This is a genomic window from Blastococcus deserti (assembly GCF_042682525.1).
In the GTDB taxonomy this organism is placed as follows: Bacteria; Actinomycetota; Actinomycetes; order Mycobacteriales; family Geodermatophilaceae; genus Blastococcus_B; species Blastococcus_B deserti.
Map to the genome: position 1 here is coordinate 382,195 of NZ_JBHUHP010000009.1, position 16,817 is coordinate 399,011.

The 16,817-nt window shown below is 73.8% G+C and carries 14 protein-coding genes, 1 tRNA gene and 1 pseudogene; 9 read left to right on the forward strand and 7 right to left on the reverse strand.

Annotated elements, in window-relative coordinates; translation table 11 throughout:
- The first annotated feature begins 26 nt into the window (after positions 1-26).
- The 4 genes from eno to ACFSHS_RS09845 all read left to right on the forward strand — a co-directional run bounded on the left by eno (position 27) and on the right by ACFSHS_RS09845 (position 3,540).
- Positions 27-1,334, forward strand: coding sequence for a phosphopyruvate hydratase (gene eno, locus ACFSHS_RS09830; protein ID WP_376874609.1), 1,308 nt, complete (start codon positions 27-29; stop codon positions 1,332-1,334).
- A gap of 10 nt (positions 1,335-1,344) precedes the next feature.
- Positions 1,345-1,902 carry an FtsB family cell division protein gene (locus ACFSHS_RS09835; RefSeq protein ID WP_376874612.1) on the forward strand — a complete coding sequence of 186 codons (558 nt, stop codon included), beginning with the start codon at positions 1,345-1,347 and terminating at the stop codon, positions 1,900-1,902.
- Between the two features lie 169 nt (positions 1,903-2,071).
- Positions 2,072-2,593 (forward strand): DUF501 domain-containing protein, encoded by a 522-nt coding sequence (locus ACFSHS_RS09840; protein WP_376874615.1) that lies wholly within the window; start codon positions 2,072-2,074, stop codon positions 2,591-2,593.
- Complete coding sequence (locus tag ACFSHS_RS09845) at positions 2,590-3,540, forward strand: Ppx/GppA phosphatase family protein (protein WP_376874618.1); 951 nt, start codon at positions 2,590-2,592, stop codon at positions 3,538-3,540. The genes ACFSHS_RS09840 and ACFSHS_RS09845 overlap by 4 nt, the downstream gene beginning before the upstream one ends.
- A 3-nt stretch (positions 3,541-3,543) precedes the next feature.
- Here the strand turns inward: ACFSHS_RS09845 and ACFSHS_RS09850 are convergent, their stop codons facing one another.
- Positions 3,544-4,347, reverse strand: coding sequence for an alpha/beta fold hydrolase (locus ACFSHS_RS09850; protein ID WP_376874621.1), 804 nt, complete (start codon positions 4,345-4,347; stop codon positions 3,544-3,546).
- Between the two features lie 159 nt (positions 4,348-4,506).
- On the opposite strand from ACFSHS_RS09850, the gene ACFSHS_RS09855 reads away from it, so the two are divergent.
- The gene (locus tag ACFSHS_RS09855) at positions 4,507-5,286 is read left to right on the forward strand and encodes a uracil-DNA glycosylase (protein ID WP_376874624.1); all 780 of its coding nucleotides are present in this window, start codon (positions 4,507-4,509) and stop codon (positions 5,284-5,286) included.
- Between the two features lie 43 nt (positions 5,287-5,329).
- Complete coding sequence (locus tag ACFSHS_RS09860; RefSeq protein WP_376874627.1) at positions 5,330-6,745, forward strand: NAD(P)/FAD-dependent oxidoreductase; 1,416 nt, start codon at positions 5,330-5,332, stop codon at positions 6,743-6,745.
- Between the two features lie 22 nt (positions 6,746-6,767).
- Here ACFSHS_RS09860 and ACFSHS_RS09865 read toward each other — a convergent pair.
- Positions 6,768-7,235, reverse strand: a pseudogene (locus tag ACFSHS_RS09865) (alpha/beta hydrolase fold domain-containing protein); the annotation flags it as partial.
- A gap of 25 nt (positions 7,236-7,260) precedes the next feature.
- Between ACFSHS_RS09865 and ACFSHS_RS09870 the strand changes: the two are divergent.
- Positions 7,261-7,334: transfer RNA gene (locus tag ACFSHS_RS09870), tRNA-Leu, on the forward strand.
- 2 nt (positions 7,335-7,336) lie between these two features.
- On the opposite strand, the gene ACFSHS_RS09875 is transcribed toward ACFSHS_RS09870, so the two are convergent.
- A complete protein-coding gene (locus ACFSHS_RS09875) occupies positions 7,337-8,782 on the reverse strand; it encodes an FAD-dependent oxidoreductase (protein ID WP_376874629.1) in 1,446 nt (481 codons plus the stop codon).
- A 328-nt stretch (positions 8,783-9,110) separates the two neighbouring features.
- Between ACFSHS_RS09875 and ACFSHS_RS09880 the strand changes: the two genes are divergently transcribed.
- Complete coding sequence (locus ACFSHS_RS09880; protein WP_376874632.1) at positions 9,111-9,932, forward strand: Bax inhibitor-1/YccA family protein; 822 nt, start codon at positions 9,111-9,113, stop codon at positions 9,930-9,932.
- A gap of 124 nt (positions 9,933-10,056) precedes the next feature.
- Here the strand turns inward: ACFSHS_RS09880 and ACFSHS_RS09885 are convergent, their stop codons facing one another.
- Positions 10,057-11,277 carry an acetyl-CoA C-acetyltransferase gene (locus ACFSHS_RS09885; RefSeq protein ID WP_376874635.1) on the reverse strand — a complete coding sequence of 407 codons (1,221 nt, stop codon included), beginning with the start codon at positions 11,275-11,277 and terminating at the stop codon, positions 10,057-10,059.
- Between the two features lie 108 nt (positions 11,278-11,385).
- Complete coding sequence (locus ACFSHS_RS09890) at positions 11,386-12,411, reverse strand: SGNH/GDSL hydrolase family protein (protein ID WP_376874638.1); 1,026 nt, start codon at positions 12,409-12,411, stop codon at positions 11,386-11,388.
- A 112-nt stretch (positions 12,412-12,523) separates the two neighbouring features.
- Here ACFSHS_RS09890 and ACFSHS_RS09895 point away from each other — a divergent pair, with 112 nt between their 5' ends.
- Complete coding sequence (locus ACFSHS_RS09895; protein WP_376874641.1) at positions 12,524-13,876, forward strand: DUF2252 domain-containing protein; 1,353 nt, start codon at positions 12,524-12,526, stop codon at positions 13,874-13,876.
- 129 nt (positions 13,877-14,005) lie between these two features.
- Here ACFSHS_RS09895 and ACFSHS_RS09900 read toward each other — a convergent pair whose 3' ends face one another.
- Together ACFSHS_RS09900 and ACFSHS_RS09905 are read right to left on the reverse strand one after the other, a co-directional pair.
- Positions 14,006-14,470: a GNAT family N-acetyltransferase gene (locus ACFSHS_RS09900; protein WP_376874644.1), complete on the reverse strand. Its 465-nt coding sequence runs from the start codon at positions 14,468-14,470 to the stop codon at positions 14,006-14,008.
- A gap of 29 nt (positions 14,471-14,499) precedes the next feature.
- Complete coding sequence (locus ACFSHS_RS09905; RefSeq protein ID WP_376874647.1) at positions 14,500-16,737, reverse strand: putative bifunctional diguanylate cyclase/phosphodiesterase; 2,238 nt, start codon at positions 16,735-16,737, stop codon at positions 14,500-14,502.
- Positions 16,738-16,817: the final 80 nt, after the last annotated feature.

Genomic DNA, 16,817 nt, shown 5'->3' on the forward strand with positions numbered 1-16,817 from the left:
GGCGTGCGGGTGGTTAGGCTGCCTCCGTGCCGACCATCGATGCCGTAGGCGCGCGGGAGATCCTCGACTCGCGCGGAAACCCCACCGTCGAGGTCGAGGTCGCCCTCGACGACGGGACCATCGCCCGGGCCGCCGTGCCCAGCGGCGCCTCGACGGGTGCCTTCGAGGCCGTCGAGCTGCGTGACGGGGGTGAGCGCTACGGCGGCAAGGGGGTGACCAAGGCCGTCGACGGCGTCCTCGACGTCATCGGACCCGAGCTCGTCGGCTACGAGGCCAGCGAGCAGCGGCTGGTCGACCAGCGGCTGATCGACCTGGACGGGACGCCGGACAAGTCCCGGCTCGGCGCCAACGCCATCCTCGGCGTCAGCCTCGCGGTCGCGCGGGCCGCCGCCGACTCGGCCGGCCTGCCCCTGTTCCGCTACGTCGGCGGCCCGTCGGCGCACCTGCTGCCCGTGCCGATGATGAACATCCTCAACGGTGGGGCCCACGCCGACAGCAACGTCGACGTGCAGGAGTTCATGATCGCCCCCATCGGCGCCGCGACGTTCGCCGAGGCGCTGGCCATGGGCACCGAGACCTACCACGCCCTCAAGTCGGTGCTGAAGGGCCGCGGGCTGGCGACCGGCCTCGGCGACGAGGGCGGCTTCGCGCCGGACCTGCCCAGCAACCGCGACGCGCTGGAGCTCATCGCCGACGCGGTGGACAAGGCCGGGTACGCCCTCGGCACCGACATCGCCTTCGCGCTCGACGTGGCGGCCACCGAGTTCCACCAGGAGGGCGGCTACGACTTCGAGGGCCAGTCCCGGTCGGCGGAGTACCTCGTCGACTACTACACCGAGCTCGTCTCCGCCTTCCCGATCGTCTCGATCGAGGACCCGCTGTCCGAGGAGGACTGGGACGGCTGGATCGCGCTCACCGGCGCCCTCGGCGACCGGGTGCAGATCGTGGGCGACGACCTGTTCGTCACCAACCCGGCCCGCCTGGCCGACGGCATCGCCCGCGGGGCCGCCAACGCGCTGCTGGTCAAGGTGAACCAGATCGGCACGCTGACCGAGACGCTGGATGCGGTCAACCTGGCCCACCGCAACGGCTACCGCTGCATGATGAGCCACCGCTCCGGCGAGACCGAGGACACCACGATCGCCGACCTCGCCGTCGCCACCGACTGCGGGCAGATCAAGACCGGCGCCCCCGCGCGCAGCGAGCGCGTCGCCAAGTACAACCAGCTGCTGCGCATCGAGGAGGAGCTCGACGACGCCGCCCGCTACGCCGGCGCCGCCGCGTTCCCGCGCCTTGCCGGCTCGACAGCGGCCGGACCGACTGCAGCGGGATGAGCACCAGCGGATGAGCAGCGTCCGGGGCCGGCGGGGCGGCCCTCCGGCCGACGCGCGGCGCAGCACCGGCCGGGCTCCGCGGGTGCACTCGACGCGCCCGGTGGGGACCAACGTGCGGGCGGCCACCGCCAGCCGCCCGGGCGTCCGGCGCCCGGGCCGCCGGGCGCCGCGGTCCGCGGGGACGCCGCAGCGCCGACGGCCGCTCGTCACCGGCCGGGCCGTGCTGCTCGGTGGGCTGATCCTGCTACTGGCGCTGACCCTGGCCGGTCCGATCCGCCAGTACCTGGCCGGGCAGGCGGAGCTGGAGCAGCTCGCCGCCGAGGGGCGTGAGCTGGACCAGCGCGCCGCCGACCTGCGCGAGCAGCTCGAGCGGCAGTCCGACCCGGCGTACGCCGAGCGGCAGGCGCGCGAGCGGCTCACCTACGTCCTCCCGGGCGACCGGCTCGTGGTGGTCGTCGACGGCGAGGCGGTGGAGGGTGACGCCGGCACGCTGGCCGACGCCGGCCGGGACGCCGAGCTGCCCTGGTACGAGGGACTCATGCAGTCGCTCGCCGATGCCGACGGGTGAGCAGAAGGACCCGTCCTCCCCACCCTCGTGAGAAGACCCCGCTGCCTCCCGCGCCTCGTAAGAGGACCCCGCTGCCCCCCACGCCTCGCACGCTCGGCGCGGGCCCCTGCAGCGGGGCCTGGAGGGGGGCTGTGCGCGGCCTGCTGACCGCCTGCCGCAGACTCTCCTGGTGCACACCCCCGTCACCGAGGCCGAGCGGGACATCGTCGCCCGGCAGCTCGGCCGCCCGCCGCGCGCCCTGGTGGCGGTGGCGCACCGGTGCCCGTGCGGGCAGCCCGACGTCGTCGAGACCTCGCCACGGCTCGAGGACGGCACGCCGTTCCCGACGCTCTACTACCTGACCTGCCCGCGGGCCACCGCGGCGGCCAGCCGGCTGGAGTCGGCCGGCCGGATGCGCGAGTGGCAGGAGGAGCTCGCCACCGATCCCGAGCTCGCCGCCGGCTACCGGCGGGCGCACGAGGCCTACCTCGCCACGCGCGACGCGCGGGACGTGCTGCCCACCCGGATGACCGCCGGCGGGATGCCCGACCGCGTCAAGTGCCTGCACGCGCTCGCCGGCCACGCCCTGGCCGCCGGCCCCGGCGTCAACCCCATCGGCGACCGTGCGGTCGAGGAGATGGGGGAGTGGTGGGCCGCGGGGCCGTGCGCGCAACCGGCCGAGGGGATGCAGCCCGCCGAGGACGAGGCATGACACGGGTCGCCGCCATCGACTGCGGCACCAACTCCATCCGGCTGCTCGTCGCCGACGTGCCCCCGGCCGGCGCACACACCGACCTGGTCCGCAGCATGGAGGTCGTCCGGCTCGGTCAGGGCGTCGACGCCACCGGCCGGCTCGCCCCGGAGGCCATCGAGCGCACCCGGGCGGCGCTGGCGCGCTACGCCGAGACCGCCCGCGAGCTGGGCGCCACGGCGGTCCGCATGGCGGCCACCAGCGCCAGCCGCGACGCGGCCAACCGGGCCGACTTCGAGCAGATGGTCCTGGCCACGCTCGGCCGTCCGCCAGACGTGATCACCGGCCGGGAGGAGGCCGAGCTGTCGTTCCTGGGCGCCACCGCGTCCCTGGCCGCCGCGGCCGCGGCCCACGGCGCGCCCCCGCCGCGGCCGCCCTTCCTGGTGGTGGACATCGGCGGGGGCTCGACGGAGTTCGTGCTCGGCGACGCGGCCGGCGTGCGCGCGGCCCGGTCGGTCGACATCGGCTGCGTCCGGCTGACCGAGCGCCATCTGCACGACGATCCACCGACCGCCGACCAGATCCGCCGGGCCGAGGACGACATCCGTGCCGCGCTGGCCGACGTGGCGGCAGCGGTGCCGGTGACAGAGGCCGGCAGCCTCGTGGGTGTGGCGGGGTCGGTGACCACGGTGGCCGCGATCGCCCTCGGGCTCCCGAAGTACGACCCGCAGGCGATCCACGGCTCGCGGATCCCCGTGGCGACCGTCCGGCGGGTGACCGCGGACCTGCTCGCGGCGACCCGTGAGCACCGGGCCGCGATGCCGGTCATGCATCCCGGCCGGGTCGACGTCATCGGCGCCGGTGCCCTGATCCTCCGGGTGCTCATGGACGGGTTCGGGCTCCCCGAGGTCGTCGTCTCCGAGCACGACATCCTCGACGGGATCGCCCTGCGCCTGGCCCGGGGCTGACGGTCACACCCGGTCCGCCTGCAGGAAGCCGAGCACCTCGCGCAGGAAGAGATCCGGGGCCGTCTGCATCGCGGCGTGTCCCTGGCCGGCCAGCCGACGCACTCGCACGTCCGGCAGGGCCGACGCCAGCAGGGAGGTGGACTCCTGCATCTCCGGCGGGCTCTCCGTGCCGGTCAGCATCAGGGTGGGCACCTTGACGCCGGCGAACCGCGCCGGCTGGAACCGATAGCCCTCCTCCGCACGTTGCTCCCGCGCGACGGTGTGCGCGGCGGCGACCCGGCCGGCCCACGAGGGCAGCGCCCGGACCTCGGTCAGTTGCTTCTCCGTCAACCCGGCGAGGTCACGGAGCAGCATCGTCACCACGTCCTCACGCCGTCCCGCCCGCGCCAGTTCCTCCAGCCGGTCGGTGAACCCCGGCGGCGCCAGGTCCCTCACCGCGGGCTCGTACAGCACCAGGCGTCGGATCCCGGTGGTCAGCCGGGCGGCCTCGACGGCGCAGAGGGCGCCGTAGGAGTGCCCGAGCACATCGACCGGGGCGCCCGCGGCCTCAATCACGGCGACCAGGTCGTCGGCCTCGGCCGCCAGGGAGTAGTCCGGCCCGTCGCCGCTCGCCCCGCGTCCGCGGCGGTCGACGGCGTAGACGGTCACCGCAGGCTCCAGCCGTGGCAGCAGCGGGTCCCAGCGTGAGGCGTCGGCGCTCGTGCCGTGGACCAGCACGAGGCCCGGGCCGTGCCCGCTCCGCCGGAAGCCGATGGGCGTCCCGTCCCGCGAGATCGCGTATTCGACCACCACCTGGGAGTCGGACATCGTCCCTCCTTCGCCGGGACGGCGCGGCACGCGGTGGGCGCGCGACCGCTGTGGGGGAATCGTCCGCCGGCCGGACCTCCGGGACACCGGTCGAACGTCCTCGCCCGGACCCGTCCAGGACCCCCGCGGTGCCTCGGCAGCCGCCCGTCTGGTCTGCTCATGACCGTGGCGCGCGACCCCGGCGGATTCCCGGTCACCCGCACCCCCGCCGGGGTGGCGCGGTCCGCCCGCGGCGCGCGCGACCTGGCCACCCTCGACGCCCGGATCTCCGGCTGCTACGCCTGCCCGCGCCTGGTGGCCTGGCGGGAGGAGGTGGCACGGGTCAAGCGCGCCTCCTTCCGCGACCAGGACTACTGGGGCCGTCCCGTGCCGGGGCTCGGACCGGCCGACGCCCGGATCGCCGTCGTCGGGCTCGCGCCGGCCGCCCACGGGGGCAACCGCACCGGGCGGGTGTTCACCGGTGACCGCAGCGGCGACTGGATCTTCGCCGCCCTGTGGCGCGCCGGCCTGGCCAGCCAGCCGACCTCCACCCACATCGGCGACGGCCTCGAGCTGACCGGGGTCCGGATCGCCGCGGCGGTGCGCTGCGCCCCGCCCGACAACGCCCCCACGCCGGAGGAGCGCGACACCTGCTCACCGTGGCTGGCGCGCGAGCTGGCCCTGCTGCCCGACCTGCGCGTCGTCGTGGTCCTCGGAGGGTTCGGCTGGACGGCGCTGTGGCCGGTCCTCGCCGCGGCCGGGTACCGGCTGCCGCGGCCGCGACCGGCGTTCGGTCACGGCGCGGAGGTGGAGCTCGAGGGTCCGCGCGGGCGGCTCACGCTGCTGGGCAGCTACCACGTCAGCCAGCAGAACACCTTCACCGGCCGGCTGACCGAGCCGATGCTGGACGCCGTGCTGGCCCGCGCCACCGAGCTCGCGGGAAGGTCGACGGGGGAGTGACGCTCACCCTGTCCGGTCGGCTCGCCGGGCCTAGGCTCGGGGCATGGCTGGGGAGTTGGCTCGGGAACTGTCGCACCGCCCCGTGATCCTCGTGGTCGGCGGAGGCTACGTGGGCCTGTACACGGCCCTGCGGCTGCAGAAGAAGCTCTCGCGCGGCCGCGCCGAGATCATCGTGGTCGACCCGCAGCCGCACATGACCTACCAGCCGTTCCTCCCCGAGGCCGCCGCCGGCTCGGTGGAGCCCCGGCACGTGGTCGTGCCGCTGCGCCGGACGCTCAACCGCTGCCGGGTGATCACCGGCGCCGTCACCGGGCTCAGCCACGCCGAGCGGCGGGCCAAGGTCGCGCCGGTGGAGGGCAAGCCGTACGAGCTCTCCTACGACATCCTGGTGATGGCGGCCGGATCGGTGGCGCGCACCCTGCCGATCCCGGGCCTGGCCGAGCACGGCATCGGCTTCAAGAACGTCGGCGAGGCCATCTTCCTGCGCAACCACGTGCTGGCCCGGCTGGACGCCGCCAGCTCCACCGACGATCCCGCCGTCCGCACCCGTGCCCTCACGTTCACGTTCGTGGGCGGCGGCTACGCCGGCGTGGAGGCGTTCGCGGAGCTCGAGGACATGGCCCGCTACGCGATCGAGCACTACTACCCGCGGTTGTCGCCGTCGGACATGCACTGGGTGCTCGTGGAGGCGACCGGCCGCATCCTGCCCGAGGTCGACCTCGACATGGCGGCCTGGACGGTGAAGCAGCTGACCGCCCGCGGCATGGACGTGCGCCTCAACACCCGGCTCGAATCGGTCTCTGACCAGTGCGTGATCCGGCTCAGCGACGGCGACGAGTTCCCCAGCGACACCCTCGTGTGGACGGCGGGGACCAAGCCCAACCCGATGCTGACCGAGACCGACCTGCCCGTCGACGGCCGCGGCCGGGTCGAGTGCGAGGCCACCCTCCAGGTGAAGGGCATGGACGGCGCCTGGGCGGCCGGTGACCTGGCCGCCGTCCCCGACATCACCAAGGACGAGCCCGGCGCCACCACCGCGCCCAACGCGCAGCACGCCGTCCGGCAGGCCAAGCGGCTGGCCGACAACATCGTCGCCGTCCTCACGGGCCAGCAGCCGGAGCCCTACCGGCACAAGTACGCCGGCTCCGTGGCCAGCCTCGGGCTGCACAAGGGGGTGGCGCAGGTCTACGGCGTGAAGCTCAAGGGCTGGCCCGCGTGGTTCATGCATCGCACGTACCACGTCAGCCGGGTCCCCACCTTCAACCGCAAGGCGCGGGTGGTCGCCGACTGGACAATGGCGTCGCTGTTCCGCCGCGAGGTCATCTCCCTCGGGCAGCTGCAGGACCCGCGCCGTGAGTTCGTGTTCGCGGCCAACACCGGGCGCACCGGCCAGCTGCCGCCGCCGCGGCCCGACCACCCCGAGACCGCCGACACCCCGGAGCGCGCGGAGGCCGGCTGATCCTCGGCGCTGGACGCCGGCGGAGTCGCCGGCCAGCGGCGAGGACGTCGTCGACCGCGGCCGGGAAGGGGTGCTCGGGGGCCGGCCGGTACCAGGACGTGCACCGTCGCGCCGCTCGCGGGGCCAGGTGGGTGGCCACGGCCCGGTGCGTCGCGGGTGAGCCGGTGGTGGAGCCGCCGCCGTGCCTGTAGACGGGGGTGCGGGTCAGCGTCGCCGTCCGCGGAGACGAGCACCTCGGCGAGCCGGGTGGCCGAGTCGCGACGCCGTGACCGTCACGTCCTCCGCGAGCGGCGTCGGCCGGCTGACCAGGGCCGGCCAGCGGGCGTTGCACGGCCACCGGCAGGCGGGGACCGAGCACCGGCCGGACGAGGCCGCGCACTCCCGCCCCGCGGGCTCGGCGCAGCGGTGCGGGACCGGGACGAGCCGGCCAACGGGATCCCGGGTCGGAGGACGAGGACCCGGCACCGTACGGGCATCCGACGTCGCGCACGGCATCCGGCTAGCGTGCGCAGGAGGCCCCCGTAGCCCAATCGGCAGAGGCAGGCCCCTTAAAAGGGTCCGAGTGTCGGTTCGATCCCGACCGGGGGCACCTCAGGCGCCGGTGGGCGGAGCCTTGCCGGCCGGCGTGGCCCGGTGCCCGGGCGCGCGCAGCAGCGGTACCGGCGTGCCGGCCGGTAATCCACCGGGCTCCGCGAGCTCCCGCCCACCCCGTGACGCGGTCGCCCGCAGCACCCGCAGGGCGATCGCGGGGCGCAGCAGCGCCTGCGGCTGGTCGACGGTGTTCGCCACCCGGAGGAATGCCCGGCCGACCTCCGCGTCCACGGCGGCGGCGGCCTGGACCCGGGCGACGTAGGCGTTGATGACCCGCACCTTGATCGGACGGCGCCCGGGGACGCCCGGCAGCCGCAGGTCACCGCCGCCGGCGATGCCCCACGGGATGTCGACGATGCGAGCCGCCCGGCGGAGGAACCGGCGCGCCAGGTCCTCGTCGGCCACGGGTCCGGCCAGCAGGTCCTGGAGGGCCAGTGCCTCGGCGGCCGCGACCGTCATGCCTTGGCCGTACGCGGGGTTGAAGCTGCTCAGGGCGTCGCCGATGACGAGGTATCCCGAGGGGAAGCGCGCCAGGCCCTCGTAGTGCCGGCGACGGCTGCTGGCGATCCGGTGCAGGCGCCCGGGTCCGAGGGGATCCCGGTCGGCGACGAGCTCCCCGATATCGGGAGCCGGCAGCGAGGCTGCGAAGGCGCGGAACGCGTCGACGTCGGTCGCCGACGCGTGGTCGCCGAGGTACCCGCCCGCCGTCACCTGCCAGCGGTCGCCCTCCGTGGCCAGCATGGCCCCGAAGCGAGGGACGGCGACGGTGGACCCGATGATCGCCGCGATGTCGCCACCCAGGTCACCCGGTCGACGTGGGAACTCCCAGGTGGTGTACCCGACGCGGACCTCGACCGCCGACTCACGCGGTGCAGGGAAACCGAGTTCCTCCAGCCAGACCGGGGTGTGCGACCCACGCCCGGTGGCATCCACCACGAGGTCACCCGGCATCGACTCGCCGTCGCCGGGCGTGCTCCGGTCGCGCACCCGTACCCCGGTGACGCGTGCCCCTTCGGTGGTCTGCCGCAGGACGTGCACGGGGGCGCGCACCGTCACGCCGGGAGTCGCGCGGACCCGTTTGCGGACGAGGTCCTCCAGGAGCGGCCGGCTGAACGCGATGCCCTCCATCCCGCTGCGCGCCCGCCGGAGGCGGTGCCCGTCGTTGACCCAGCGGACGTCGGCCTGCACGTCGCCGAGCGAGGCGCCGTGCGCCACCAGCTCCGCCGTCAGCCCCGGGAAGAAACCCTCGAGGATCTCCCGTCCGCGGGCGTGCAGTCCGTGGGACTGCCAGCTCTGCGGAACGCCGCGGCGCGGCAGCGGCCCGTCCGGGAGCGTGTCGCGATCGACGAGCACGACCTCGTCGAACGAATCGCTCAGCACCCGGGCGGTGAAGAGCGCGGCGAGGCCGGCCCCCAGCACGACCGCGCGCCGGCCTCTGCGTCCCATGACCTGCCTCCCGTACGGATCGGCTGCCGATGGTGCTGCGACCGGGAAGGCTCCGGAAGGGATCCGGCACCGACGGGTCCGACCGCGGCGTGTCGCACGGGCCGCGCCGCCCCGCGACCCCGCCCCCGGTGCGGCCACCGGCCACGGCGGCCGGACCGGGAGGGTCACGGTCGGGCCTCCGGGGGCCCCCGGTGGCGGCCGGGTACCGCCCCTGACGGGGGAACCCGCGACACGCCGGAACGTTGCGGGGCCCCGGGGCGTTGACCTGGACGAGTGGAGTGCAGCACCGTGAGCTCCACGGACCGACCAGTCACCTCAGGGAGATGACATGCCCAGCAGCAACCCGGCGTTCAGCCGGTTTGGTGGCGCCGGCAACGGCCAGCAGTACGCCGGCTGGGGCAACCAGCCCCAGCAGTACGGCGCACCTGGCCAGTACGGTGCTCCCGCCCCGCACGACCCCTACGCCGCACCGTCGCCGTACGCGGCGACGACGACGCGGTACATGACGATGGACGACGTCGTCACCAAGACGGGCCTGTCCTTCCTGGTCACCGTCCTGGCGGCGGCCGCTGTCTGGGCGCTGCCCGGCCAGGCGGCCTGGGGCCTCGCGCTCCCGGCAGTGCTCGTGGCCTTCGTGCTCGGCCTGGTGATCTCGTTCAAGCAGATCGCGAACCCGGTCGCCACGCTGTCCTACGGTGCGCTCTACGGCGTCGCCCTCGGTGCCATCAGCGAGGCGTTCAACCAGATCTACCCGGGCATCGTCATGCAGGCGCTGATCGGCACCTTCGGTGTCTTCGCCGGCATGCTGGTGGTCTACAAGACCGGCGCCATCCGCGTCACCCCGAAGCTCACCCGCTGGGTGTTCGGTGCGCTGATCGGCGCACTGGCGCTCATGCTGGTCAACTTCGTCGCCTACCTGTTCGGCGCCGACCTCGGCCTGCGCAGCGGCGGCACGCTGGCGATCGTGTTCAGCCTCGCCATGATCGGGATCGCGGCGTTCCTGCTGCTGATCGACTTCGACATGGCCGACGAGGCCATCCGGCGGGGAGCCCCGGCGAAGTTCGCCTGGTACATCGCCTTCGGCCTGCTCGTCACCGTCGTCTGGCTGTACATCGAGATCCTGCGGCTGCTCAGCTACTTCCGCGAGTGACCGATCCACGCAGCTCATGACAGTGGCCCGGTCCCCGTGAGGGGACCGGGCCACTGTCGATTCGTGCACGATCAGCGGTCGATCACGCGCCGGCCCCGCTGCAGGGGGGCAGCGGGGTCCTTCTTCAGGAGAGGCGCTCCAGGACCATCGCCATGCCCATGCCGCCACCGACGCACATGGTCTCCAGGCCGAAGGTCTTGTCCTTCGTCTGCAGGCCGTTGATCAGCGTGCCGGTGATGCGGGCGCCGGTCATGCCGAACGGGTGCCCGACCGCGATCGCCCCGCCGTGCACGTTCAGCTTGTCGATGTCGATGCCGAGGTCGCGGTAGCTCGGGATGACCTGCGCGGCGAACGCCTCGTTGATCTCCACGAGGTCGATGTCGTCGATGGTCATGCCGGCGCGCTGCAGCGCCAGCCGCGAGGCGTCGACCGGGCCGTAGCCCATGATCTCCGGCGACAGGCCGGTGACCGCCGTCGACACGATGCGGGCCAGCGGGGTCAGGCCGAGCTCCCGGGCCTTGGTGTCGCTCATGACGATCACGGCGGCGGCACCGTCGTTGAGCGGGCAGGCGTTGCCGGCGGTCACCCGGCCGTCGGGCCGGAACACCGGCTTGAGGGCCGAGATGCCCTCCAGGGTGGTGCCGGCGCGCGGGCCGTCGTCCTTGCTGACGACGGTGCCGTCGGGCGTGGTCACGGGGGTGATCTCCCGCTCCCAGAAGCCGTTGTCGATGGCCTTCTCGGCCAGGTTCTGGCTGCGGACGGCGAACTCGTCCATGTCCTGACGGGAGACGTCCTTGAGCAGGGCGAGGTTCTCGGCCGTCTGGCCCATGGCGATGTAGACGTCGGGGATCTCGCCGTTGTCCCGAGGGTCGGTCCAGGAGTCGGCCCCGCTCTCGGCGATCTTGGCGGCCCGGGCCTCGGCGTCGGCGAAGACCGGGTTCTTCGTGTCCGGCAGCCCGTCGCTGTTGCCCTTCACGAACCGCGACACCATCTCCACCCCTGCGGAGATGAAGACGTCGCCCTCGCCGGCCTTGATGGCGTGCATCGCCATGCGCGTGGTCTGCAGCGAGGAGGAGCAGTACCGGGTGATCGTGGTGCCGGGCAGGTGGTCCATGCCGAGCAGCACGCTGACCACGCGGCCCATGTTGTAGCCCTGCTCACCGCCGGGCAGCCCGCAGCCGAGCATCAGGTCGTCGATGTCGCGCGGGTCCAGCCCGGGCACCTTGTCGAGGGCTGCGCGGACGATGGTGGCGGTCAGGTCGTCCGGGCGCAGGTCCTTGAGCGATCCCTTGAACGCGCGGCCGATGGGGGAGCGCGCGGTCGCGACGATGACGGCTTCGGGCATGGGTCCTCCACGATGAGGCGGGCGCCGGACGGTCTTCCCGCCGACGGGTCGCCCCCGAAACTACCCCCCGGTAACGGCGGAGCCGCGCAAGCCCGCACGCTCGGCCGGCTACCTGTGCTCCGCCGACTCCTCGGCCTGCGCGGGGGTCGGGATCTCCGGGGGACGGCGGCGGCGCAGGAGCGCCCACGCGCCCCACGGCCCGGTGTCGGATCCGCGGACCTCGGCCGGCTGGACCTCGGTGCCCGTCCGGCTCGCGGCCCGGGCCGCGGCCTTCTCGATGGGGCGCACCGTGCCGCGGCGGATGGGGCGGACGCCGCGGTCGGCCGAGGCCGGCCACGCCCCCACGGCGTCGGCGACCGAGGGCAGCAGCACCGCCGCGGCCTGGGCGTACCCGTGGGCGCTCGGGTGGAACTCGTCGACGCTGAACATGGCGCGGTCGGAGGCGAAGGCGGGCCCGAGGACGGACCCGAGGGACACGGTGCGACCGCCGGCCTCGACGACCGCCACCGTCTGGGCGGCGGCCATCTGGCGGCTCCACCGCCGGGCCAGGGTGCGCAGGGGCTGGGCGATGGGGCGGATGGTGCCCAGGTCGGGGCAGGTGCCGACGACGACCTCGCACCCCGCCTCGGTGAGCCGCCGGACCGCGTCGGCGAGGTACCGGACCGACACGTCCGGTCGGGCGCGGCTGGTGACGTCGTTGGCGCCGATCATGATCAGCGCGACGTCCGGCTCCTCGGCCAGGGCCTTCTCGACCTGGTCGTCCAGATCGGGCGACCGGGCACCGGACTTCGCCAGGCGGACCAGGCGGACGGGCCGTTCGGCCAGCTCGGCGAGCGCTGCGGCGATGAGCACGCCGGGGGTCTCGGCCGCCCGCGTCACCCCCAGCCCCACCGCCGACGAGTCGCCGAGGACGGTGAACACGATCGGCCTGCCCCGGCCGTTCCTCGCCGTCTGCCCGTAGATCCCGTCGCCCGAGGGCGGATCCCCCTTGGTGGTGCGGGACTCGATGTTGCGGCGGGCGGCGCGGGCCTCCTCGCGGAGCAGCGCGACGAGGGCAGCCCCGCCCAGGGCGACGCTGCCGCCGCCGTATGCGGTGGCGGTGGCCAGTCGTCGAACCGTCACCGTCCGCGTCATGGTTCCTCCGCTCCGGTTCCCGTGCTCATCCCTGCCCGAGGGCGACGTGATCATCCGTCGAGGAGGTTATCGGCCCCCTACGGTGCACCCTGTGGCCCACTCACTCGCTGGTGTGACCCAGCCCACAAGGACGGATGACCGCAGCCGGCTCATCGTCGACGTGCTGGTCGACGCCTTCGCCGACCTGATGGCGGCCGACGCGGACGCCTTCCGCACCAAGTTCCGCAAGATGGCCGCCGACCCGTTCGCCTTCTACCGCGGCAGCGCGTGCCTGTTCTACGCCGACATGGCGGCGACGGAGGACCGGTGGTGCGACGAGCGGACGTCGCGGGTCTGGATCCAGGGCGACCTGCACGCGGAGAACTTCGGCACCTACATGGACGGCGCCGGCCGCATCGTCTTCGACGTCAACGACTTCGACGAGGCCTACATCGGGCACCTGAGCTGGGACCTGCGCCGGTTCGCCGCCAGCTTCGCCCTCCTGGCCTGGCGCAAGGCCTTCGGCGACGACGTCATCGCCGGCCTCCTGCGCGAGTACCTCGACGCCTACCTCACCCAGGTGGAGGCGTTCAGCCGCTCCGACGAGGACCGGTCCTTCGCCCTCCTGCGGGAGAACACGGTCGGCGCGGTGCACGACGTCATCCTCGAGACCTCGGCCCGCACCCGCCTGGGCCTGCTGGACCGGCTGACCGTCGTCGAGAACCACGAGCGCCGGTTCGCCGACACCCCGCGCAACCGGCGGCTGGACGACGAGGAGCGGGAGCGGGTGATGCGGGCGCTGGAGCGCTACCGCGAGACCGTGCACCCGCCGCGGCGCCGGCGGGACGTCGCGTTCGACGTGAAGGACGTCGTCGGCACCGGGGGGTTCGGGATCGGCAGCGCCGGTCTGCCCGCCTACAACGTGCTGCTCGAGGGCTACGACCAGGCGCTGGAGAACGACGTCGTCCTGTCGATGAAGCAGGGCAACGTGCCGGCGCCCAGCCGCATCGTGCGCGACCCGGGGATCCGCCGGTACTTCGAGAACGAGGGGCACCGCACGTCGCTGAGCCAGCGCGCACTGCAGGCCAACGCCTCCCAGTTCCTGGGCTGGACCGAGATCGGCGGCGTGGGTTTCGTGGTGGCCGAGCTCTCGCCCTACGAGCTGGATCTCGACTGGGAGGACCTCACCGAGCCCGAGGAGATCGGGCCGGTGATGGCGCAGCTGGGCCGGGCGACGGCGAAGCTGCACTGCGTCGGCGACGCCGACAGCGACCACACCCTCGTGCCGTTCCAGACGGAGGAGGCGATCCTCGCGATGATCGGCGACCGTCGGCAGGGGTTCGTCGACGACCTCGTCGAGTTCGCGCACGGCTACGCCCGGCAGGCGCAGGAGGACCACCGGCTCTTCGTCGACGCCTTCCGGGCCGGGTCGATCCCCGGCATCAGCTCGAGCGGTTCCCAGCCGGTCCCTCAGGCATCGTCCTGAGCCGCCGGGTACCGCCCCGGGCCTGCGAGGGGCGGGGGGAAGGGGGTCCGTCAGCCGGGCGTGCGAGGGCTGAGGTCCTGTCCAGGGCCCCGCCCTGAGCTCGCGAAGGGTGGGGAGGGCAGGGTCCTTCTAGAGGTTCTTCACCATGCCCACGTGCGGGCCGATGCCCGGCTTGTCGAACGCCTCGCTGACCACGGTGAAGCCCATCCGCTCGTAGAAGCCGGCGGCGCTCACACGGGCGTCGCACCACACCAGGTCGCCCCCGCGGGCCGCCACCGCCGTCAGCCCCGCGACGACGAGGGCGCGGCCGGTGCCGCTGCCGCGGACGGCGGGATCGGTCGCCATGCCGCGCAGCTGCCACGACGACCGGGCGATGACACCCCCACCCGCCCCGGGCCACGGGCAGGGGGCGGGGGAGAAGCGGACCACGCCGACGACGGAACCCGCCGGCGTGCGGGCGGCCAGGTGGAAGGTCTCCGGATCCTCGTCGCCGGGCCAGACGATCTCCCCGCCGTCCGGCCGCAGGACGGCCCCGCGCAGCGCGTAGGTCTCCTCCGCCGCCACCTCGTCCACGCGCACGGTCGACGGGTCCATGCGGGAAGTTTCGCGTACCGACCCCGCGGTCAGCCGTCGGCCGCGTGGCGCGGTCGGCCGGGCACCGGCGGCCGGGCGGTCATGGGCCTGGGTGGCGCATCGTCGACGTGCCCGCGCATGGGCGCACCGACGGACCCGGGGTTCCTCCGGTCCGTCGGGCGCATCCCGGGCTGAGGGCACACCAGCGCGGCCGGCCCGGGCCGGCCGAGGTGGAAGCCCTGGCCGAGATGGACCCCGAGGTTCTCCAGACTGCGCAGCTCACCGGGGGTCTCGATGCCCTCGGCCACGAGGCCCAGTCCGAGCGTCTGACCCAGGGTGACGATCGCGCTGGCGACGGCCTGGTTCTGCCGGTTGACGTCGATGTCCTCGATGAAGGACTTGTCGATCTTGAGGATGTCGAAGGGGAACCGGCGGAGGTAGGACAGCGACGAGTAACCGGTACCGAAGTCGTCCAGGGCGAGGCGGACGCCCACGTCCTTCAGCCGTTCGAGCTTCTGCGTGACGGCCGAGGTGTCGGACGCGAAGAGGCTCTCGGTGATCTCCAGCGTCAGCAGGTGTGCCGGCAGCGCGGACCGGTGCAGGGCGTCGGCCACGTCGTGCAGCAGATCGGGGTGCAGGAACTGCCGGACGGAGACGTTGACGCTGACGTGGATCCCGACCGGCTCGGCGGACTGCTGCCAGGTGGCGGCCTGACGTGTGGCCTCGCGGAGCACCCAGCGGCCGAGGGGCACGATGAGCCCGGAGGCCTCGGCCAGCGGGATGAAGTCACCCGGCGGGACCAGCCCCCGTTCCGGGTGCTGCCAGCGCAGCAGCGCCTCGTAGCCGTCGATGCGGCCGCTGCCGAGGTTCACCAGCGGCTGGTAGTGCAGGACCAGTTGCTCCTCGTCCAGCGCGTGCTCGAGGTCGGCCTGCAGCCGCTCGCGGTCGAGCTGAGCGGCGTGGTGACGGGGCTGGAAGGCCTCGTAGCGGCCCTTCCCGCTGCTCTTCGCGATGGAGAGGGCGACGTCGGCGGCCCGGAGCATCCCGATACCGCTGCTCTCGCACGCCGTGGAGGTCGACACCCCGAGACTGGCGGCGGGCTGGATGAAGCTGTCGTCGATGAGCACCGGCTGCGTCAGCGCGGCCAGGATGCGCTCGGCGGTGCGGGGCGCCTCCCGCTCGCTCGCCGGTCCGGTGAGCAGCACGGCGAATTCGTCGCCTTCCAGACGGGCGAGCACGTCGGCGGGACGGAGGCAGTCGAGGATGCGGGCGCTGACCACCTGCAGCAGGCGGTCGCCGCCCTCGTGCCCCACGTTGTCGTTGACCGCCTTGAGGTTGTCCATGTCGAGGTAGAGCAGCGACATCGGGGTGCCGTGCAGGTCCAGGGCCTCCTCGGCCGCGCGCAACCGCTCGAGGAAGAGGGTCCGGTTGGGCAGCTGGGTGAGCGGGTCGTAGAACGCCTGCGTGCGCAGCCGCTCCTCCAGGTCGCGGCGGTCGCTGACGTCGCGGGTGCTCAGGACCACGCCGCCGACCGCCGGGTCGTGCAGCAGGTTGTTGACGACCGTCTCCGTCCAGCGCCAGGAGCCGTTGCGGTGGCGCATCCGGCAGCCGATCGGCGCCGGAGCCGGCATGCCGATGCTGGACTCCGCGATCTGGTCGGTGAAGGCGTCGACGTCGTCGGGATGGATGAGCGCATGCAGATCGGTGCCGACCAGGGCGCCCGGCGGGTAACCGAGGACCCAGCCGACGGACGGTGTCTGGTAGGTGATCCTGCCGGCTGCGTCGACGATCGTGATGACGTCGGACGCGTTCCGGATGAGAGACCTGAAGTGCTGCCCGGCCTCCAGGGCGTCCAGGAGGCTGTTGAACGCCTGTGCCGTGCTGCCCAGCTGGTCGTCGGAGTCCACCTGGATGCGCGCCGACCGGGACGCCGACCAGTCCCCGGTGCGGCCGGCCTGCGCGACGGTTTCGGCGACCCGGCGCAGATGGGCGCTGAGCACGGCCAGCCGGCCGCCGACCACCCAGCGGCAGATCGCGTAGCTCAGGGCGCCGACGAGGAAGCCGGCGATCAGGCAGGCGGCGCGGAACCACATGCGCTCGGCGTGGACGCTGGGAACTCCGAGAGCCGTCGCGAACGGGGGGAAGACCAGCCCGACCACCAGGCCCAGGCCGACCATGTAGATGGCGAGGTCCCAGAAGACGCGGGCCGTCAGCCGGAACCCCCGCCCCGGCGCCGGACTCTCGAGCTCGGTGGTGGGACCGGCCGAGGTCTGGAGCTGCGCCGTCACCTCCTCCTCATCGGCAGGACGGGCGTGGCCTTGAGCCGGCTCGCCGCGGCGTCGTAGCCGGGCGGCCCCCGGAGTCCGCC